The sequence below is a fragment of the Candidatus Corynebacterium faecigallinarum genome (assembly GCF_052264515.1).
Lineage (GTDB): Bacteria > Actinomycetota > Actinomycetes > Mycobacteriales > Mycobacteriaceae > Corynebacterium > Corynebacterium faecigallinarum.
In genome coordinates, this window is the sequence record NZ_JBQQOC010000033.1 from 1 (window position 1) to 21360 (window position 21360).

General features: G+C 60.7%; 16 protein-coding genes and 1 pseudogene. 13 read left to right on the forward strand and 4 right to left on the reverse strand.

The genetic code is table 11. The features are described 5' to 3' along the window. Positions 1–494 precede the first annotated feature (494 nt). From ACTXPP_RS12755 to ACTXPP_RS12790, 8 genes are all read left to right on the forward strand, one after another. The gene (locus ACTXPP_RS12755; RefSeq protein WP_443342493.1) at positions 495–1256 is read left to right on the forward strand and encodes a hypothetical protein; all 762 of its coding nucleotides are present in this window, start codon (positions 495–497) and stop codon (positions 1254–1256) included. A 591-nt stretch (positions 1257–1847) separates the two neighbouring features. Further along, complete coding sequence (locus ACTXPP_RS12760) at positions 1848–2351, forward strand: PIN domain-containing protein (protein ID WP_443342494.1); 504 nt, start codon at positions 1848–1850, stop codon at positions 2349–2351. Further along, positions 2351–4216: an HsdM family class I SAM-dependent methyltransferase gene (locus ACTXPP_RS12765; RefSeq protein ID WP_443342495.1), complete on the forward strand. Its 1866-nt coding sequence runs from the start codon at positions 2351–2353 to the stop codon at positions 4214–4216. Before ACTXPP_RS12760 ends, ACTXPP_RS12765 begins: the two co-directional genes overlap by 1 nt. Positions 4217–4365: 149 nt before the next feature. Next, complete coding sequence (locus tag ACTXPP_RS12770; protein ID WP_443342496.1) at positions 4366–5934, forward strand: class I SAM-dependent DNA methyltransferase; 1569 nt, start codon at positions 4366–4368, stop codon at positions 5932–5934. Then, positions 5931–7073: a restriction endonuclease subunit S gene (locus ACTXPP_RS12775; RefSeq protein ID WP_443342497.1), complete on the forward strand. Its 1143-nt coding sequence runs from the start codon at positions 5931–5933 to the stop codon at positions 7071–7073. Before ACTXPP_RS12770 ends, ACTXPP_RS12775 begins: the two co-directional genes overlap by 4 nt. Next, on the forward strand, positions 7070–7819 hold the full coding sequence (locus ACTXPP_RS12780) for a TIGR02391 family protein (protein WP_443342498.1): 750 nt from the start codon (positions 7070–7072) through the stop codon (positions 7817–7819). Before ACTXPP_RS12775 ends, ACTXPP_RS12780 begins: the two co-directional genes overlap by 4 nt. Next, entirely contained in the window at positions 7816–10950 is a 3135-nt protein-coding gene (locus ACTXPP_RS12785; protein ID WP_443342499.1) for a type I restriction endonuclease subunit R, read from the forward strand. Before ACTXPP_RS12780 ends, ACTXPP_RS12785 begins: the two co-directional genes overlap by 4 nt. Next, on the forward strand, positions 10947–11240 hold the full coding sequence (locus ACTXPP_RS12790) for a type IIL restriction-modification enzyme MmeI (protein ID WP_443342500.1): 294 nt from the start codon (positions 10947–10949) through the stop codon (positions 11238–11240). The genes ACTXPP_RS12785 and ACTXPP_RS12790 overlap by 4 nt, the downstream gene beginning before the upstream one ends. A 139-nt stretch (positions 11241–11379) precedes the next feature. Here ACTXPP_RS12790 and ACTXPP_RS12795 read toward each other — a convergent pair whose 3' ends face one another. Further along, positions 11380–11589 (reverse strand): hypothetical protein, encoded by a 210-nt coding sequence (locus ACTXPP_RS12795; protein ID WP_443342501.1) that lies wholly within the window; start codon positions 11587–11589, stop codon positions 11380–11382. 163 nt (positions 11590–11752) lie between these two features. Here ACTXPP_RS12795 and ACTXPP_RS12800 point away from each other — a divergent pair, with 163 nt between their 5' ends. The 3 genes from ACTXPP_RS12800 to ACTXPP_RS12810 all read left to right on the forward strand — a co-directional run bounded on the left by ACTXPP_RS12800 (position 11753) and on the right by ACTXPP_RS12810 (position 14404). Continuing rightward, positions 11753–12337, forward strand: coding sequence for a nucleotide-binding protein (locus tag ACTXPP_RS12800; protein WP_443342502.1), 585 nt, complete (start codon positions 11753–11755; stop codon positions 12335–12337). Next, positions 12334–12564: a hypothetical protein gene (locus tag ACTXPP_RS12805; protein ID WP_443342503.1), complete on the forward strand. Its 231-nt coding sequence runs from the start codon at positions 12334–12336 to the stop codon at positions 12562–12564. The genes ACTXPP_RS12800 and ACTXPP_RS12805 overlap by 4 nt, the downstream gene beginning before the upstream one ends. A 175-nt stretch (positions 12565–12739) precedes the next feature. After that, complete coding sequence (locus ACTXPP_RS12810; RefSeq protein ID WP_443342505.1) at positions 12740–14404, forward strand: RNA-guided endonuclease InsQ/TnpB family protein; 1665 nt, start codon at positions 12740–12742, stop codon at positions 14402–14404. Positions 14405–14715: 311 nt separating this feature from the next. Here ACTXPP_RS12810 and ACTXPP_RS12815 read toward each other — a convergent pair whose 3' ends face one another. The 3 genes from ACTXPP_RS12815 to ACTXPP_RS12825 form a co-directional block, all read right to left on the reverse strand. Continuing rightward, complete coding sequence (locus tag ACTXPP_RS12815; RefSeq protein ID WP_443342507.1) at positions 14716–15306, reverse strand: recombinase family protein; 591 nt, start codon at positions 15304–15306, stop codon at positions 14716–14718. A 225-nt stretch (positions 15307–15531) separates the two neighbouring features. Continuing rightward, on the reverse strand, positions 15532–18228 hold the full coding sequence (locus tag ACTXPP_RS12820) for an ATP-dependent DNA helicase (RefSeq protein ID WP_443342509.1): 2697 nt from the start codon (positions 18226–18228) through the stop codon (positions 15532–15534). Between the two features lie 506 nt (positions 18229–18734). Beyond that, complete coding sequence (locus ACTXPP_RS12825) at positions 18735–19025, reverse strand: ribbon-helix-helix protein, CopG family (RefSeq protein ID WP_443342510.1); 291 nt, start codon at positions 19023–19025, stop codon at positions 18735–18737. A 285-nt stretch (positions 19026–19310) separates the two neighbouring features. Here ACTXPP_RS12825 and ACTXPP_RS12830 point away from each other — a divergent pair, with 285 nt between their 5' ends. Together ACTXPP_RS12830 and ACTXPP_RS12835 are read left to right on the forward strand one after the other, a co-directional pair. Beyond that, positions 19311–20960 carry a replication initiation protein gene (locus ACTXPP_RS12830; protein WP_443342511.1) on the forward strand — a complete coding sequence of 550 codons (1650 nt, stop codon included), beginning with the start codon at positions 19311–19313 and terminating at the stop codon, positions 20958–20960. Between the two features lie 104 nt (positions 20961–21064). After that, a pseudogene (locus ACTXPP_RS12835) lies at positions 21065–21360 on the forward strand (hypothetical protein); the annotation flags it as partial.

Consider the following 21360-nt stretch of genomic DNA (forward strand, 5'->3'; position numbering starts at 1 on the left):
GATCTCGCAGTGGGCGAGCATCCCGAAATCACTCCGGATGACGGCACTGTGGGAGAGTCGCTTCGATGAGCTCGAGCGCACCCTCACCGACCGGCAGTGTGCCTACTATGCCAGCTTCCCCAACGGGTCATAGGCAGGTGTTGGTGGCAAGAGGCCGGCGTCCGCGGCGCCGCACCAGGGCGTGCGTGTCGAGGGGGCTTCCCGTGTCTCCGAGGGCACGGAGCACGTCGTCTTCAGCAAGGCGAGCACCTCCACGGTGTGGAGGTAACTGTCGACACAGCCAGCCCGCCATGACCCTGCTCCACTGCCGGCAAACCGCCCGCTCCACCATCACTCCTGCCCCCGCTCCACAGGTCCGCCGTCACCATAGCGTCGAACAGTAGGAGCCCTACACGGTCTCAGTACCGCGGCGCTGCCGCGCCGACAGAACACCACACACCTCTTGCATTATTACTCCGAAATGTCGTTGGCACGAAAAGACTAGGGTGGAGACCATGGCAGAGCAGAGCAAAAAACACGGCGGCCCCCCTTCGTCCACGGCGGCAGAAATCCGTGTTGGCGGGGACCCGGACGGCAAGCCGGTCGACCCCGGCATGGTGTGCCTAGAGTGCGGCACCGAACTGACCTACACCGGGCGCGGGCGGCGTCCGCGGTACTGCTCGTCGTCGTGCCGACACCGGGCGTGGGAACGCCGCCGGGCCGCTGATGACGGGGTGATCGCCAGCCGGATTGTCGAACTTCCCGCCCTGCCGATGGAACCGACCTACACCCGCACCGGCGTCATCGAATGGCTGCGTGGTAACCCGCGTCGCCTCGCTGATGTCGCCGGGGCACTGCCTGATGGTGAGGCCGCTGCCCGGATGCTCGACACTGCCCGGTATCGGTTGCGTGATCATGGAGTTCGCACCGAGGAAGAGAGGATCGAGGAGTCCCGGGCGCGGCAGAACCGCGAGCGGGAGCAGCGGGAGCGCAATGCTGTGGTCTACGAGATGGAGCGCCTGCGCCAGGAGAACCGGAGACTGCGCGAGGAGCTCGACCGAGCTTCGGAGGATGGCCGAAGGGCACAGCTGTCGGGGACTTCGGCCCCGGTGAGTTCCGTCTCGAGGACGGCGGCGGGTTCGCCGGGAACGCCACTGCCGCCTGTCGGTTTCCGGGCTGTGGAGGTGAGTGGTCGGACCTTCCATGTGCCCGAGGGGTGGCCGCGGGCTCAAGTGCGCAAGTGGTGCCGAAGTCACCCCGACGAAGCGGTCGGATGAGCGGTCCATCGATCCCCTCACGTCCGTTCGATGAGTCGGCTATTTTCGTGCCAACGACTGTTTGGAGTAATAGTGCCAGAGGTGTGTGGTGTTTCGGTGGAACGAGACAAGGGGCGGCTGGGCTCTATGACGGGCGGGGTGCGGTGATCGTTGGGGCATCGACTGGTAGCGGATGACCGCTGTAGCAATTTTCGTATACGACATCACGGCGAGGGGCCATCCGGTGAAGGGTGGAGGCGGACCCGCCAGCTCCTGGACGGCCGAACGCTAATCGCAGACGGTGGACCTCCTGCTCTGCAAGCAACACGCGTCGGCGAAACACAAGGAGGCAGTCCACGGTTGGCGACTCGCACGGTGAAGCCACCGCCTGCAGAGGGCCTTTGCCTTAGGCCGGGGCAGGGTTTGAGGAAATCGACAGTGACGGTCAGGCAAGAGGAAGTATGCAGGTAGGGGATAGTTCTTGCCGTAGCGCACAGATTTTGATGAAGGTGTTCCGTACAGCTTCAGTAGGTGAAGTTGCACAATGAATGTTGTGTGATGTATCCTCGCTGCAATGCTTCATCACGGCCATATCTGATACGAAGGAACATCATGAAACTCGCTCCCCGCTCCATCCACTTTCTCGACCTTGAAAACCTCTGCGACCATGCAGTTCTGACCGAGCAGCTTGTCGAAGACACACTTGCCGACTACATCCGCACTGTTGGGATCGGCGACAGCGACCAAGTCATCATCGCCACCAACAGTCACAACGCTGCCGTCGGGTACCTCGCGGCCAACCGAATGCTTAATGCACGATTCCTTCCCCCCGGAACCGGTAGAGATGCAGCTGACCTGGCGCTCATCGATGCGATTGACCACACGCCGAACCTGAACTCTTTCGCCACTGTGGTCATAGGCAGCGGGGATCATATCTTCGCTTTCGCTCTGGCACGCCTGGCCACACACGGCATTACCGCCACAGCGGTCAGTCGAGTCCGCGCACTGTCCGCCCAGGTGCGCCTGGCAGCCCACTCAGTCATCCGTCTCCCCCACTACGCCCACGTACAACGGGCCAGAGTCATCGACATCACAACAGGTCAGGAGATCGCCTAATGCCCACCCCCATCACTGCCACCACCATCGCCAAGATCGCCAACGTTAGCCTCACTGCAGTTGGACAGTGGCGGAAAAATGACAACACTTTCCCCGAGCCCCTAGACCCCACGTCACGACCGGCGACCTTCGATCAAGACCGGGTCATTGGCTGGTTGAAATCCAACAACAAGACGATCCGCCGCGACGCGGAGCAACCCACCACTGTTGCTATATCAGCGGCACTTGACCAGCTACGCGGGAACTTCGACACCGCAGAGTTCTCGACACTTCTGTTCCTGTTTGCCGCCCGGCGACACCTTGACACCATCACACCAACCCCGACTGTGCCTGAACCCCTGGCCAGCCGACTAACGACACTGTTCGACGACGCCTCCGTCGCTAAGGTGTACGCGCAGCTCAGCAGCCACGATGCCCACGATATTCTCGAGCACGGCATCCGATACAGCCGCAACGCCGGAAGAAGTGGCGCAGCATTCGCCACCACCGAGGTCGTCAACAACCTGCTCAGTGACCTTGCCCCGGACACCGCTTCGAGCATCCTGGACTTCGCCTGCGGCAGTGGTGGCACCCTCGCCGCTCTACAACGCCGGTTTCCTGCGGCACACCTGAGCGGCAACGACATCAACCCGGACGCTCTCATGCTCGCCCAGGCGCGGGCAGTGGTCGAAGGATGGGAGGCAACATGGTCTGCCACCGACGCGATCGCCGCCAACGCCCTACCCGCAGACAGTGCTGACCTGGTCTGCATTGTCCCCCCATGGAACATGCGATTCCCTGCCGAGGAACTTAGCGAACAGCCACAGCGCTGGAGATACGGAACCCCCAATCGCACCGATGACACGGTGTGGCTGCAGCTAGCCCACAACGTTCTCACTGACAACGGAACAGCCATTGCTATCTTGTCGCCTTCGACGCTCAACCGGCCGGAAACTCGACAAAAGGTCCTGAACAAGATGGTTGCCGATGGCAGCCTCCAGGCTGTCATCGGACTCCCTGATCACCTTCACCCGGGAACAGCTATCCCCACAGTCGCGATCGTCTTGACCAAGAATCCCTCTCATCCCACCGACACTGTCTTGTTCGCACGGATCCACGATGAGCATGTCACCCGGGCTCGAGGCCGCCAGGTGACCAAGATTGATACCACCAGCATCACCGCCGCCCTACAGGAACATCGCAGCCACCATATTGTTCCGACCACCTCCGAGAGCACCCAGGTCACTCGGCTGGATCTCATCGGCGCAGACAAGACCTACAATCCCGACTACTGGGTCACCCAGGCCAACCTTCCCACCGCAGACCAACTACAAACGCAGCTGGACGCCGCGACAACGGCCATAACCCCACTTGATGGTCTCGGCAACGAGATCGACCACCTAGATATCGGCTCATCGCGTGATGACACTATCAGCGCACGACAACTCCCAGGGGTCACATCGGTACGACGCCAAAGCGACCGTGAGGATCCTGACGCCGGTCTACGCTCCGGTGATGTGTGTGTCGGGCAGCGCCGGGCAAGCATCTGCGAGACGGACGGTGTCCGCCCAGACGGCGGATACATGGAGGCGTATCGCTGTGACCCGGAGCAGACCGACCCATGGTTTTTGGCAGCGGTGATCACTGCAGCCATCGACGAGGGAGCCGCTAGCGCGGGATCCACACTACGACGAGTGGATCTACGGCTGGTGAACGCGCCGAACATCAGCCTCGAGGACCAACGAGCCCTCGGGGCGGTGTACCAACAGACCCTGGCTCGACAGCAGCAGGCAGAACAGCAGGCCACCGCATGGTCCACGCTCAGTACCCAGGTGGCGATATCTATCGCCAGCGGACTGGCACACACCACCACAAATTCTCGCTAAGTCGGCATCTAACCGTCACTACGGTGCAGCGGCAGTCTTCGAACCCCCCGCGGGGCGAAACTGCAACTACGTCCGGACCCCAGCTATATTTTCCTTAGAGAACCGAGCAAGTACCGCTTCTCAACACTGATAGAAAGCAGAACCCACACATGGCGCGACGCGCTTCAGCCCCCAAGCCCACCAAGACGCTAGAGCAAAAACTCTGGGAAGCAGCCGACAAGCTACGCGGCAACCAAGAGCCCAGCGAGTACAAGCACGTCGTGCTGGGTCTGGTGTTCTTGAAGTACGTCTCAGATCGCTTTGAGGAGCGTCGCGAGCAACTCAAGGAGGAGCTCGCTGCTGATGGCATCAAGCCCGAGCGGATCGACTCGTTCCTGGAGGAGCGCGACGAGTACACCAGCAACAACGTCTTCTGGGCACCCGAGAAAGCTCGCTGGGCATCCGTCCAGGACTCGGCGAAGCATCCGCAGATCGGTGAGATCATCGACAACGCGATGGACGCCATCGAGAAGGAGAACCCGTCGCTTCGGGGTGTGCTGCCCCGTAACTATGGCCGTGATGGCCTCGACAAGCGCCGCCTCGGCGAGCTGGTCGATCTCATCGGATCGATCGGTTTCACCGAGACCGACGACCATGGTGCTGATGACGTGCTCGGGCGCGTGTACGAGTACTTCCTGGGCCAGTTCGCAGGCAAGGAGACCGGCAAGGATGCCGGAGCGTTCTATACCCCGCGCTCTGTGGTCCGAACACTGGTGGAGATGCTGGAGCCGTACAAGGGTCGCGTCTACGACCCAGCAGCAGGCTCGGGCGGCATGTTCGTGCAGTCGGCCGAGTTCGTGAAGGCTCACGGCGGCAAGCGCACTGACATCTCCGTGTACGGGCAGGAGTTCACCGACACGACGTGGAAGCTCGCGAAGATGAACCTCGCGCTGCGTGGCATCGAAGCCGACATGGGCTCACACTCAGCAGACTCGTTCACCGAGGATCTCCACCAGGACCTCCGTGCTGACTTCGTGATCGCGAACCCGCCGTTCAACGTCTCTGACTGGTGGGACGCGAAGCTCGGCGACGACCCTCGCTGGAAGTACGGCACTCCGCCCCCTGGTAACGCGAACTTCGCCTGGGTCCAGCACTTCATCCACCACCTTGCGCCCAACGGCACGGCAGGCTTCGTGCTCGCCAACGGATCCCTGTCCTCGAAGAGCAGCGGTGAAGGCGAGATCCGCCGCAAGCTTGTTGAGGCGGGCCTGGTGGACTGCATCGTCGCGATGCCCGACAAGCTGTTCTTCAACACCGGCATCCCGGTCTCGTTGTGGTTCGTCTCGAAGGGACGCGCGGCCAACGGGCACCGTGAGCGGCGTGATGAAGTGCTGTTCATCGACGCTCGCAAGCTCGGCCGGATGGAGTCGCGCAAGCTGCGCGTGCTCGACACCGAGGACATCGGGCAGATCGCGGGCACCTACCATTCGTGGCGCAACCACGACGGCGGCTACGAAGACGTGGCGGGGTTTGCAAAGGCCGCGAAGATCGAAGAGATCGAGAAGCACGACTTCGTGCTCACGCCAGGGCGGTATGTGGGTGCTGTGGAGGCAGAGGTCGACGACGAGCCAATCGACGAGAAGATCAAGCGACTCACGAACGAACTGTTCGCTGAGTTCGAGCGTGGGCGCGAGCTCGAGGATGAGGTTCGCGCCAGGCTAGAAGGGCTCGGGCGATGAACAGCTGGTCAACCGTATCGCTTGCCGAAATCTCGGCCAAACCGCAGTATGGAGCGATCGCAAAGGGTAGAGAGCTTCCGCCAGGACCACTGTTTGTTCGCCAGACGGATATAACAGGCGGAAAGATCGACTGGGAGACGGTACCCTTCTGTGATCTTGACGCCGATTCGACGGAGCGGTACCAGCTCAGGCGCGGAGACCTTCTCATCTCACGCCTAGGTAATGGTGTCGGGAATGCCGCGACTGTGATGGAAGATCGCGCGGATGCAGTTTTCGCTGGTTATCTTGTCCGTTTTCAACCGAACCAAGAGGAAGCCGACGCCCGATTTGTTGGTTATCAGTTGCAGTCCAGGCGGTGGCGCGATCATGTGACGAGCTTCCGCTCAGGAGCTGCGCAGCCGACTTTGAATGCTCATCAAATGGGAGATTTCGAGTTCTCGCTCCCACCCATCGCAGAGCAGCGTGCGATTGCCGCGACGCTCGGCGCGCTCGACGACAAGATCGATTCCAACCGGCGGGAAATAAACAAAGCTCAGGAGATTGGGGATGCACTGTTCGCCTCATTGTTAGGCGAGCGTCGCGCAGTTTCGGATGTCGCGACCATCACGATGGGAACTTCACCGAAGAGCGATGTCCTCAATGATGCCCACGACGGCACCCCCTTCTACCAAGGTAAGCGCGATTTCGGATTCAGATTCCCATCGGTGCGAATATGGACGACGAACCCGATTCGATTCGCTCGGCGTAACGACACGCTGATGTCGGTACGAGCTCCTGTTGGAGAGCTAAACCGCGCAGCGGTCGACTGCTGCGTGGGCCGAGGAGTAGCTGCCATCCACAGCGAGAATCAGCCGAGCACCCTTTACTATGCGATGAGAGCTTCGCGGAGCGCATGGGATAAGTTCCAGGGCGAAGGAACAGTGTTTGCATCGGTAAACAAGAAGGATGTGCACGATGCCGAGATTTGCTGGGTTGCCGATCAACACGCGGAGCAGCTGGAGCAGGTACTTTCCTCGCTCGATCAGCGCGTTGAGTCGCTCGAAGCTGAGATCCAGAAGCTGAGTGCTCTCAGGGAAACTCTGCTTCCGGAGCTATTGTCCGGGAGCGTCAGCGTGCCGACTGAGGAGGGGCAGGCATGAGTGCGGTTGATGTTAATTGGGCGATCGACTCCCTGCGCCAGTTCATCCATGCCACGGATCAAGTTGCGTATGACAATCGTCCCGGAAGCGGCGTGTTCGTGGCGGGTACCCATCAACGTACGCCAGATTCGACGGCCGCCGAGCTAGCCTATGTCGCCGAGCAGATCCTTGACCGTGTGTTGCCCGAATGGCGTGCGAATGAGAAAGAGGAAAGAAGAGTCAAGAGTAAGGCGCAGTGGAGACATCTACGCGATTGGGCGGCGCGGGGCGTGGCTGCGCTCGAACGCGAGGCTGAACTGCAAGAGAAGCTCGGAGACCCTGCACCGCTTGTGTCTGCCGGCGACTTCCACCCGTGGATCTGGGGAGGTGCGGAGTCACTTTGGCACTCAGGGCACTATCGTGAGGCCGTCGAGGGTGCGATCCGCAAACTGAACGCTGAGACGCAGAACAAGCTCGATCGTCGTGACTTAAGTGAGACGGATCTGTTCAACCAAGCGTTTAGCGAGCAGCCCGCGGCTGAACGGAACCCACGTCTGCACCGGATGCACGATGACGGAAGCAGGACGTTCAAATCTATGCAGCGAGGTGCTCGAAATTTTGCTGAGGGAGTGTTCGCGGGCATCCGCAATCCCCTTGCACACCAGGCAGATCGGGAGATGCCTGAGCAGGAGGCTATTGAGTACTTGGCCGCACTTAGTGTACTGGCACGCTGGGTGCAAGAATCCACGCTGGAGGTTGCCTCGTGACCACCTTCAATGAGAATGTCGTCGAACAGGCTGCTTTGGAGTACTTCGCTGAGTTGGGTTACCGCTGTCTGCATGGCCCCGACATCGCACCGGGCGAGCCGGGCGCTGAGCGCTCCTCGTACGAAGACGTGATCCTCTGGGGCAGGCTCCGCGACGCGTTGCGGCGTATCAATCCTGGCGCCGATATCTCACTGATTGATGAAGCAGTGAAAACGGTCCAGCGTGCCGAGTCGCAGAACTCTATTGATGAGAATTCTCGACTGCACCAGCTCATCATCGAAGGTGTGCCGGTAGAGTACCGTGATGATGACGGTCAGCTACGTACAACGAGTCTCTGGCTGGTGGACTTCGACGAGCCGTTGAACAATGACTGGGCCGTGATCAACCAGTTCACGATTGTGGAGAACGGCAAGAACCGGCGCCCGGACGTGCTCGTGATGGTGAACGGCCTCCCTCTCGCGTTGTTGGAGCTGAAGAACCCTGCCGCCGAACATGCGACACTGAAGTCCGCGTGGAACCAGGTGCAGACGTACCGGAAAGACATCCCATCGGTGTTTGTGCCCAACGCGGTCACGGTTATCTCCGACGGTGCCTCAGCGGCGATGAGCAGCTACTCCGGCGCATTCGAGCACTACGCCCCATGGAAGACAATCGAAGGTCGCGAGGTTGTCAGCAGCCTTCCTGCACTCGAAGTCCTTATAAAGGGCGTGTTCGAGCAGAAGCGGTTCCTTGATCTGCTGAAGAACTTCATCGTTTTCAGTGACGAGACCGTCACTGACAAGGCAACTGGACAGCCCACCAGGACGCTCGTGAAGCGAGTGGCGAAGTATCACCAGTACTGGGCGGTAAACGCGGCCGTCGAGTCCACGGTGCAGGCGTCCAGTCCCGATGGTGACCGGCGCGGCGGCGTCGTGTGGCACACCCAGGGCTCGGGCAAGAGCTTTGAGATGGTGTTCTACGCGGCGAAGATCATGCGCGATCAGCGCATGGCGAACCCGACGCTGGTATTCATCACTGACCGCAATGACCTCGACGATCAGCTGTTCGGTGAGACTTTCGCACCAGCGCGTATCCTGCCGGAAACTCCGGTCCAGGCGACCACACGGTCTGATCTACGGTCGAAGCTCAAACGGGCTTCGGGCGGGATCGTGTTCACCACGCTGCAGAAGTTCGCGCCCGGCGAAGACGGAGATAGCAACCCCGTGCTCACTGACCGCCGCAACGTTGTAGTGATCGCTGATGAGGCACACCGCAGCCAGTATGGCTTCAGCGAGACCCTGGACCGACACGGACGCCTGAAGTCGGGTCTAGCCAAGCACATGCGCGATGCGCTGCCCGGGGCCACCTACCTAGGGTTCACGGGCACCCCGATCGAGTCGAACGACAAGTCCACACGCTCAGTGTTCGGTGACTACGTGGACGTCTACGACCTGACACGGGCTGTCGAGGACGGCGCCACAGTCAGGATCTTCTATGAGTCGCGCCTGGCCAAGATCGACCTATCAGCCGCGGATCTCGCTGCTCTCGATGACCTTGCTGAGGAGATCACCGAGACTGTCGAGGAAGATACTGCGACAGCGGCGAAGTCCCGCTGGTCACGTTTGGAGGCGATCGTCGGCGCGGAGTCCAGGTTGGACCTGGTGGCGCACGATATCGTGGAGCACTGGGAGAAGCGGCGGGAATCGCTGCTCGGCAAAGGCATGATCGTGACGATGAGCCGCCGCATCGCGGTACGGCTCTACGAGAAAATCGTGGAGCTGCGTCCTGACTGGCACTCGGACGATCCTGCCCAAGGCAAGATCAAGGTCGTTATGACCGGTTCTGCCGCTGATCCTGCAGAATTTCAGCCTCACATCCACTCGAAGGACATACGAAAGGACCTCAAACTGAGGGCCAAGAACGCTGATGACCCGCTGGAGCTGGTGATCGTCCGCGACATGTGGCTGACCGGTTTTGATGCACCGTCGATGCACACAATGTACGTCGACAAGACCATGCAAGGCGCTGGGCTTATGCAGGCCATCGCGCGAGTGAACCGAACATTCCGTGACAAGCCTGGTGGGCTGATCGTTGACTACATCGGCGTGTTCGCCAACTTGCAGAAGGCGCTGAGCGAGTATTCACCGTCCGATCGTGACCAGGCCGGAGTGCCCATCGACGAGATGATCCAGGTCATGCTGGAGAAGTTCGACATCGTGCAGGGAATGCTCCATGGTGTGCAGTTCGACTCCTCGCCTGAGCTGCCGGCCTCGCAACGGTTGAACGAGTACGCGAAGGTTCTCGACTTCGTCATGGCTGACCCGGACCGTACGTCGCGGTTCAACGACCAGGTGCTCGCCTTGGCGAAGGCGTTCGCACTGGCTGGTGCACGGGATGAGGCCGCGTCGATCAGGGACGACGTGCGGCTGTTCGCTGACGTGCGTGCAGCGATCCTGAAAATCCAGAACCCCGACTCCGGTCGGGGTGGGTCTGGGGCAGTCGAGATCGACACCGCGCTCGGCCAGCTCATTAACGAGGCGGTTGCAGCCGACCAGGTTGTCGACGTCTACAAGATGGCGGAGATCGAGACGCCAGAAATATCGATTCTCAGTGACGAGTTCCTGGACTCGCTTGCAGAGCAGGAGAAACCGAACCTGCAGATGGGCCTCCTGCGTCGCCTGCTGAACGACCAGATCCGCACGGTCCTGCGAACGAACATCGTGCAGGGACGGAAGTTCTCAGAGATGCTGGAAGAGGCCGTGAACCGCTATACGAACCGCTCGCTGACGACAGCTGAGATCATCGCCGAACTCGTCAAGCTGGCCAAGCAGTTGCGCGATTCCCAGAAGCGACACAATGAGCTCGGCCTGCGGGAGGACGAGGTTGCGTTCTACGATGCCGTGGCGCAGAACGACTCCGCTGTGATGGAGCTCGGAGACGATACCCTCAAGGCCATCGCCCAGGATCTGGTGAAGTCGGTGCGGCAGTCCGCGACGATCGACTGGAACCTCAAGGAATCGGTGCTCGCCGCGATGCGCTCGAAGGTCCGTCGCATCCTCGCCAAGTACGACTATCCGCCGGACGCAGAGGAAAAGGCGATCGAACTCGTCTTGGAGCAGGCGGAAGTGTTTGCTGACACGACAGCTGGATGATCGGCCATGAAGAAGAACGGCATGGACAGTCAGAGTCCGGCTTCGACGACAAGTCCCGCGAGCCGGCAAAGTCAACCAAAGATTCCTCGACGCCCGCTCAGCACCCCGAGCGCAGTCTCGCCGACGTCTACAACCCGCTGGCCATGGACCCCGCCCTGGTGAAGGCACACGATAAGCTCGACCGCGTCGTTGACAAGGCCTTTGGGGCAGATCGCAAGCTCACCACTGAACGGCAACGCCTGGAAAACCTGTTCTCCAGATACGCCGAAATGACCTCCACCGATGAGTGAGCTGCTGTAACGTCACCTCTCGGTAGGCGTAGCCCCCACCTTTGGGAGGGGACCCCCTGCGCGCCTGCCCCGGTCGCCGCGCTCTAGCGTCGAGCAACTGCCCATCCCCCGGGCGCTCCGCGAGCGCGGCGACCCTCCCCTACTCACTGTTCGGCGGATACGCCTCGGCATAGGCCCAATCATGGACCTCGTAGACAGACTCCTTGAACACCCGCGCCTTGTTCAACAGTGCTTCATCTCCCGCCGGTGTCTCCTCGATCAACTCCAACAGGGCATCCAGTAGCCCGTCGGCAGTGCTAGTGATGCGCTCCAGGCGCTCGGTGGTGATCGAGCCATGACGAGAAGGCACGTCGGGGTCTCCTGATGGTGAGAAGCAGTTTAGGACCACTCTACCATGCAACAACGCTACAACGCTACAACGTCAACGTTTTAAAGTTATGACGTTGACGTTGTAACGCTATAGTGCTAGAGTCCTCTTCTGTTGTAGTTGTCAAGCAGGCTAGGAGCATGGCGTGATCGTGGCGTTCGTCCACACCAAGGGAGGTGTCGGGAAAACCACCAGCTCCATGATGGTTGCTGCTGCTGCGCATGCAGCCGGAGTGGACGTGACGCTTTACGATGCCGACCCTCAGCATTCGGCCCTTCGGTGGGCAGAGGTTGCCGAGCAGCGTGGGGAGCCGCTCGGGTTCCCTGTGCGCTCCGCAACAGCTAAGGCGTTGGGGAAACTCTCTTCTGGCGATTCCTTGGTAGTGATCGACACCCCTCCAGGGACCGCGCAAGAAATTCAGGCTGCGATCGACGTTGCCGACCTGGTGGTCGTTCCTTCTGGGGCAAGTCCAATGGACATTGACCGAGTGTGGCCAACCTTGGAAACGACCTCGCATCGAATGACGGGGGTTCTTCTCACGGGAGTCCTAATGCACACGCGCCTGTACTCGGAAGCCCGAGAGCTCCTGGAAGGCGAGGGCGTGCCAACGTTCTACAACGCGATACCGCAACGAGAAGAGCTCAAAGCGCAGTTCGGAACGGACCCTACCCGTTTTCATGGTTACGACGATGTCTACAAAGAAATATCGGAAATCGAGGAGATGTCATGAGTGAGAAGAAGCGGCCACGGTTGGCGGACACGATGCGGAAGCCGAACGCCTCACCGGCGCGTCCCGTTGCGGAAGTTCTGGATGATGGCTCGGAGAAGCTCGACCGGAGAACGACGATCTACCTGTCGTCATCGACCTGGAAGGCGCTCAAACTGCGTGCCGTGGAAGAGGAGACAAACGCTTCACAGATCATCGAAGAGCTGCTGAAAGAGCACCTGGCGACATAGATAGCGTTATGACGTTAACGTTAAAACGCTAACGCTACAACGTTGTTGATCGGGCCGGGCACTTCGTGTCTACGCGCTTCTGTAGCAGGCCGTGTCTCATCCTTCGGACAGGGTCAAGATAATCAGGTTGAATGGAGGGGGAGACGGTCTTCACATCCCAGGTTGGAGGGCGACGATGACAGCGGAGAACCTGACAGGACCGAAAAAATGCCTGCGCGGGTACAAGTTCCGCTTGGCACCGAACAACTGGCAGCAAGAAGGTTTGCAGCAACACGCTGGAGCAGCGAGAGCCACCTACAACATGATGGTCGGATACAACGCCGACGCACAGCGTCGTCGACGGGATCTTCACGACCAGATCGTTGAGAAGGGAACTTCCTCTGACAAGGCCTGGGAGCAGGTCAAGACCAGGGCCACACAGGAGAGCTCCCTGCAGCTGATCACCAGCTATACAAAGTTCGCTACCGAGATCCTCACCCCAGAGATCGAGAGACACCGGCAGGCGGCGCAATCTCTGGCTGAAGGCAAGGACCGCGACCATATCTGGGATGACAGCGAACGCTATGAGAACCCCTGGATGCACGCCGTACCTCGACGAGTTCTGGTCAGCGGTCTGCAAGACGCCAGCAAAGCATTTGGCAACTACTTCGACTCGCAGACCGGAAAACGTGCTGGCCAGCGTGTCCGTTTTCCTCGTTTCAAGAAGAAAGACAAGACTCGCGACTCCTATACCATCCCCCGGCCCGAAGCGATGGGGCCGGCAGGCGCCGAACGTGGCATCTACCACCGCAGCGTCGATGGACGCGGCGGCTCTATAGACGACTACCACCACGTCCGCCTGGCCGGTCTCGGGGTCCTGCGGGTCAACGCCTCAACCAAACGGCTATCCCGCGTCCTACGCCGCGGCGGCGAGATCCGATCGTTCACCGTCTCGAAAGCCGCGTCCTATTGGTATGTCGCCTTTCTTGTTGCCGAACCAGACCGTCCCCGCACAGTCCCCAACCGACGGCAGAGAACAGGCGGGTCGATAGGCGTTGACCTCGGCGTCAGTCGACTGATGACCCTCGACGACGGCACAGTCATCGCCAACCCACGCCTACTGTCGCACAACGAAAAACGCATAGCCCGGACCCAACGAAAAATAGCCCGAGCAACACCCGGATCAGCCAACCATGACCGGCTGAAACGACGCCTGGCGAAACAGCAACACCACCTGGCCCAACACCGACAGGGACTACTCCATGAGATCACCACCGAGCTGGTCCACAACGCCACCCTCATCGCCATCGAAGACCTCAATGTCGTCGGAATGACAGCCTCAGCCCGCGGCACCATCGAGGCCCCCGGCAGAAAAGTCCGAGCAAAAGCCGGGCTCAACCGGGCAATACTCGACGTCTCCTTCGGCACAATCAGAACACAGCTGGGATACAAATGCGCTGATAAAGGCGTGACCCTGGCTATCATCGACAGATACTTCCCCAGCTCGCAGACGTGCTCGCAGTGCAGATCGAAAACCAAGATTCCACTGTCGGTACGCACCTACACCTGCAGAAGCTGTGGTCTGATTCTTGACCGGGACCATAACGCCGCGCGAAACATCGTCAACTACGCTCTCGCCGCTGCCGGCGAGGAGCTGAAACACGGTCGGCCCGGGACGGGCACGACCCTAAATGGCCGTGGAGCCTCCGTGGAGTCGGACCCGTCAGCAATGACGGAAGTCGACCCTGGTGGCGCAGAAGCAGCAAGACTCGTCGGCTCTCCTACAGAAGCCACAGAGCCAAGCAGTCGGGTGACCGACTGTCCATCCCCTACACAAGTGAAGCAAGGAACACCCTCGTGAACCCTAAGTGCCTGGTCGCTTAGTGTGCTCCCCGTGCGCACGGGGATGGTCCCTCCTGGTTGCGCGTCGACATCGTCTCCGAGACGTGCTCCCCGTGACAATGTCTACACCGACCAACTCGGTGAGTGCACCCCGTGCGAACGGGGATGATCCACGATGAAGTCCTTGCGCACCAGCTCCGGCTTGTTGTGCTCCCCCGTGTGAGCGAGGGGCGCCTCAGGAAACAACAGCCACGTCCACCATCACTCTCGTCCTCGTTGTGTTGGCTGTCGATCTCTCGGCATTCGTTCCAGAGCCCTTCTGCGCATCTGCTAGAGGTTCTTGTAGAGCGAGCTTCGACTGATGCCGAGATCTCGGGCAACCCGAGCCTTTGGAACGCCTTGTTCGATCAGCTGGAGGGCTTGGGTGATCTTCTCTTCAGGAATTGGTTTTCGTCCCTTGTATGCACCTCTGGCTTTAGCGCGGGCGATGCCTTCTGCCTGGCGCTCGTGGATGATGGAGCGCTCGAACTCGGCGACCGCGCCGAGCATGCTGAGCAGGAGCTTACCGGTGGGGGAGGGGGTTGAGGAGTAGGTCTGCCCCTCCTGGAGGAAGTGGACGGTCACCCTGGCGGTGGTGAGTTCGTCAACGAGGGTGTGTAGGTCTACTAACGACCTAGCGAGTCGGTCCATGCTAACGACTAGGAGGGTGTCGCCGGCACGGAGGTAATCGACCGCTGCCTCGAGTCCAGGGCGATCACGGGTGGAGCCGCTTACGGTATCTGTGAAGATCCGCTGCGCTCCAGCGTTGTCGAGCTGGTCGAGTTGGCGATCGAGGTTCTGCTCGGCACTGCTCACGCGGGCGTAGCCGACGAGCTGACCGGTAGGGTCTAGACCTTGTGGCGGAACTGTCTTTTCGGGCACAGTGACACCTTATCGAACAGGGGCGTTAGTTGGCCTGTGCGGTGTGCTTTTGGGGTATACCGTCGCGGCCACCTTTCAACTACCTCACCATCACACAGGGCCTCGCCCCCCGCGATGATGCGATTCCATCGGTCCTGAAACCGACGGCAAATACCCTCGAAGGCGGCACGGTTCCACATATGAACGAGCGGGGTGTCTCTTTTTGGTGAACCCAATAGGGCCTCGTTAGGGGCGACTTCGGGGCGAAACGAGATCTCGTCTCGACGACAGGAGAGCGACGTCTTTCTTTGTATCAGCGGCCTGGAGTCCATTGATGACTGCCTGCTGTGTCTCTGGCGACCAGTAAATCCGCAGGTCCTTCCGGGCCCGTGTGACGGCAGTGTAGAAGATGTTGTGTGTGATGTCGTCCTCGTTGGCGCTAGTGATGACGATCTTGACCACGTCGTACTCCAGGCCCTGGGCTTTGTGGATGCCGACCGCATACGCCACCTGGAAAGGGACGGTGGTGGTGTCGGTGTCGTCGTCCTCATCACTGATGTCGATGTCGTAGACCGCGAATCGCACCGTCGAATCGGAAACCCACTGCAAGTCGGGGTACCCCTCGACGTCGAACTCGGTCACTGGCCGGTCGAGCCGAACATCGAACTGAATGCTGCCATTGGAGGCCTGGATGTCGACAATGGTGCCCTTGAGGTTGTTGTAGATCAGCGGTTTGAACCGGTTGGTGTCCGCGAACAGGACCGGGTCGCCGACCTTGTATACCGCCGGCCCCCACGGGACGGCGGGCGAGGTGTTGCTGGCCTGCAAGAACCGGTTGATGTTGTTGATGCCATACAGGCCGTCGTAGTTCAACGTCAGAATGATGTCGTTGGCAGAGTGGTTGTCGAACAGGCTGGCATCAAGAGCGGTCGAGTACCCGTTGCGGGCGATGGCCTCGGTGATGCCTACGTCGAGGTTGCGGACATTGTTCCAGAAGTCGATGAGGTCATCACTGCTGGTGCGGTACGGCTTATACAACTCGAAGATGGAAGACGGCTCGATGTAGAACCGCACGACGTTGAACCAGTTTCCGAATCTGATGGACTCGATCTGGAAGACGTCCCCGACGAGCACGATGAGTTTGAAGCTGGTGTTCTGCAGGATGTTGAGGAGATCGGCGTTACTCACCGTCGAGCACTCGTCGATGACGAGCAGGTCGAAGTCACCAGTGGGGTTGTGCTTGTGGCTTGCGATGGTCCGGAAGGTGGATTCTGGCGCGCGCACGCGGCGGCGCAGGTTCTCGACCGCGGGGTGGGTGTTGGCGAGGAACAGCTTCTGATTACCACCGAAGTAGTTGGCGATGTGGTCGACCATGCGGGTCTTCCCTGTCCCGGCAGCCCCGTAGACGAGCGCCACGCGAGACTGAGCGAACAACCTGGTGAGTGCCGCTCGCTTCACGGTGTCGTCCACGGTGTGTGCCGTCGTCCCAAGCCACTGTTCCACCGCGGCCGTGTACCCGCTGATGCCGCTGGCTGCGTGTGCCTGGAGTTTGGTGACGATGTCGTGGGTGTCGTCCTCATAGCTCTGGATGAAGACGTGGCCCTTGTCGAGGACGAGGTTACGAGCAGGCCGGTGCTTGTAGTACAGCTTGCTGTTGTAGGTGGCGATGAGGGCTGCTACGTCGCCGAGGTCCTCGAGTTCGGCGATCGGTGTGTACAAAATTCCGCGATCCTCAACATTGCGCTGTACGTGGCGAGCCAACAGTTCGTGGGTGCGGCCAGCGGTATCGAGGCTGTTGATGAGGTCCCAGAACCGCGGGTTGTGGGCCCGCGGTGCGGTGCAGAAAGGCATGTCGTCGAACGGGATGCACGAGTAGCTGACGTTGAGGTTCGAGAGGCGGGTGTTCGGTTCCCAGTGGTACTGCGCCTTCAGCCAGTCGTTGCGCATCCGAAGAAGCAGGTAGCGCAGGAGATTGTGGCCGGGCCTCTTCCCGCGGATGATGCTGCGCGCTTCGTCGATGGCAGGGAAGATCTGCGGACTCCGGGAGGTAGCTGTTCCCCGTGCCTTGACGTCGTTGTACCACTCATCGGAGGCGTCGATGAGGTCCAGCAGAGTTGAGCCGTCGGTCAGGCCAGCCATGACGAACTTGTACTCGGCAGAGTCCGTCCGCACCTTCGTCGGCTTCCCGACAATGCTGGCAAAGTGGTCGACCTCGCACGGCCGGATGGACACTTCCCAGTTGCGGATGAGGGTCACCGGCATCTGCTGCCCGAAGACTTCGATGCTGGCCGCCTGAAGGCCCAGGTTCGCAGAGTAGTTGTCCGCGATGTCGATGTCGGTGAACCCAATTATGCGGTCGGCCTTGCTCACTCGATTGACGGCCTTGTAGAACGTGACCTCGTAGAACACTCGGCCGCCGGTGACGAACGGCCTTGTCTTGTGAATGTAGAACCGGTCGTGACGGGCCGAGGTCGCCCTTCCCAGCTTGTCGATCTCTACGACGATCTTCTCGTGGTAATCCGCGAGCGCCGGGTCCTGGTCGAGCGGGAAAAGATCAAGGTTGGCGAGGATCGCGACGCTGGCTTCGTCGTACAGGAGCGTGCGCAGACGCAGCATGTACTCGTAGTAGCGGAGCATGAGTCGTTCCGAGGTGTCCCCGTCGAATGTGTAGTGGGAGACCGACGGCCGCAGCAAGGTGTGGAACTTTGTGACGAAGTTCAGTCGACCGTTCGCCTTCACCCAGGAGAGTGCGGCCTGGATGGCGTCGTAGTTGTACTCGACGTCCCCTCTGCCGGTGTGCAAGCGTACGGCGACGCCCTCGACCAGGTTTCGCAGTTGTCCGAGGACGTTCTGGGATAGAAGGTCGCGCTGGCTGGATAGCGTGACGATGTTGTCACAGATGACTGCGTCGACAGCCCTTACGTGTTCGGCAACGGTCGCCACCTCGAACCTCCAATAAATAACGAAGCAATAAGTGTGACCATAATAATAACCATGCACCCGTTGATATCGTGGAAGTAACACCCCGGGGCCTGGCGGAGTCTTTAACCTGCCTTCCCACCAGGAGCCCGTCGCGATGCCCATGATGGTCACCATGACCAGACACCACCTCGGCCAGTCGATTGCCGCTCTGTCTTGGTCGAGGGTCAAGGACCGTAAAAAGATCAGCTTTCGCCGAGCACATGTGGATCCGATCCCTGTTCGACGACGGTGACCGCCTATGGCCCATCGTGGCAAAGACCGGGCGCAACGTATCGGTGATCAGCAGGGAGGTCTCCCGAAACGCTCGCCACAGCGGCGTCTACGACCCCCTGCATGCCGACTATACAGCCGAGCATCGTCAGACCTGTTCGTTGAGATCACGGCCTTGGTGGCATGGCTGGAAGGTGCCACCTACAGCTCGCCGACAACGTAGTGGAGCCGGAATCGGCTTTGAAATGCGCCGAGTTCTACTCGGCTTCGTCATCTGTATCAGTGCGTCCGTCATCGCGGATGCCGAGGTTGTTGATGATCTGGCCGAACTGGAAGTTGATCAGGTCGTTGTCGGTGAAACGGGGGAGCTGTTCCCAGTGGGTTCGCTCCAATGCCGGCAGGGCGGCCTTCAGTGCGAGCTTTATGTAGACGCTGCGGGATCGACCGGTGCGCTCAGCAAGTGCGTCGAGGCGTTCGATGAGATCATCGTCCAGGCGCACGGACACGACCCGACCGTTGGGATGCGGGGGTTGACTGTGGGTGGGCATGAATCCTCCTACGAAAAGTTCTGTGACACCGTATCGTCGATTGTAAACAATGTGTACAATCGTGGCCAGGGAAGGCGTTATCGCAGGGGATCCCCTAGACCATGTGTAAACATTGTGTACACATGGTCTTCTGCCGTGCCGGAGGGGTTCCAGTGTCGTGTCTACCTGCGGAATCACAAACGTGTAAGATACCCGTCAAGCACAAAAATAAAGAGCGCCACCAGGACGGGCATCCCGGTGACGCTCGCTGACCCCACGACCTCAACTCGTGGAGAAAGCTTGGTTATGAGTGTACCCGAGCGCACAAGCGAACATCCACCCAACGCCGGAGTGTCCCCTGACGACACCGCGCCCCAGGGCGTTTTTCCGGATCCGGTCGATCTCCCCGACCCGACGATGTTCGCCGATCTCACTGGCCTGACCCCCCTGACGACCTCCCCGACGGCCCCCGAGCGCTCACCTGAGCGCCGCAGTGCCCTGGCCGAGGCTTCCCGACTACTCGTCGAGACCCTGGGGGCCACCCCGACGACCCTGCAGTCCTGCGGGGCCACCGACACCGACCGGGCCCACCTCACCGGACACCTGGGCCGACACGCCCTGCAGGGATGCCCCACCCGCGACTTCAAAAAAGCCTGGCGCACCACCACTGACGGTGCCAGCGTGCCGAAAATGTACCGAGTCGGACACCCCTCCTTATCCCGGATGCAGTACGTGGCCCTGACCCACAAGCAGTACGCCGCGGTCATCGTCGTCGACGTGGATCGCTACGGCACCGACGGTGGCGGTGTCGACAACATCCACCCTGAGGCCTACCGCACCATCGCCCGACTCGCCGGGGTCGGTGCCGGGCCTGCCTGGATCGGGGTCAACCCGGCCAACGGCAAAGCACAGCTGATCTGGCTGATCGACCCGGTCCACGCCGACGGTTCCGGCGAATCGGCGAATATGCGCCTGCTCAAAGCCACCGCAGCCACCCTGGGTACCGCCTTGGGCGGGGACCCGGCCTTCGCCCACAACCTGTCGCGCTCGCCGTTGTACACAGGAGCTGATCCCACGGCTTATCGTTGGCACTGTCAGCACCACCTGGTTGCTCGACTGTCGAGCCTGATCGAGGAGGTCCGAGCCATGACCGGTGACACCGCACCACAGGCTGCCCGCACGCAGCAGAAGTACACCAGTGGGCGTGAACTCCTCGAGGCGGTAAAAGCCCGACGGTCTGAAGCCGAGGCATTCAAGGCCATGGCAGCTGATCTTGACGGGGATCTCCCCAGCGCCACGGCGATGGACACTGACCGCATCGACGGAGTGAAGGTCCTGTGGATCACCGAGGGACGTGCCGCCCGGGATGAGACGGCCTTCCGACATGCCCTGGCCGAAGCTCACCGTCTGCGGGCGGCGGGTAAGCGGATGAGTGATGCGGCGATCATTGACGCCTACGAACGCGCCTACGGTATCGCCCAGGCGATCGGCGCTGACGGGCGCACAGAGGACATCCCGCCGATGCGGGACAGGCAGACCATGGCAAGGCGTGTGCGCGGCTATGTCATCACTGGCAAGACCTCCCACTCGGTCTCTGGAGGCCCGGCGGCGACTGGGCGTGCGTCCACGCGGGAGCGCAAGGCGCTGGCGACGATGGGCCGCAAGGGCGGCAAGAAGGCCGCACAGCGGTGGCAGGACGACCCCGACGGCGACTACGCACGCGGCGAGACAGAAAAGCTGCAGAAGGCTAACGAGCGACGTCGAACTGGCGGCCGCATGACTGCACGAGAAATCGCCAACTACTTTGATGACGTCTTCCTACAGACGGGTGGATACCCCACTGTCGCCGCGGCCATGAACGAATGTGGGGCATCCCGAAGTACTGTCCTGCGAGCTGTCCAGAAGGCCGGCATCGAGCTTCCCCGAGGGCGACGGAAAAAAGGTGTCAGGCCGTAAGCAATATACGGTTCCCCTGCCCGTAGGGCTGTCTGTTTTGTAGAGCATTCTTGATCGGTGCCAGGGAAGCGTCGGAGGGTGTGCACTTTGGAGAGGATGCGTAGATGTCGACCGATGATTACTCCGGGGTAGACAGTGATGCTGAAGTTTTCGTGGAGCCCGAGGCTGCTCGTCCGTTGCCTTTCGGATTTCGCAAGTTCTATGCGATTCCGGATAGTCTCGACGAGCTGCACGGCCCCACCGACGGCATGTTCGACGTTCCACTGTCGATCCACTGGGCACGCCCGGGGGGAAGCACCGTCGATTTGGCGAGCAAGGGGGGACGCTCCATCGCCTACAGTGCCGCGCTCGCCGAGGGGAACATTGAGCAGGTGTGCGCGATCATCAACCGGGGCCACCT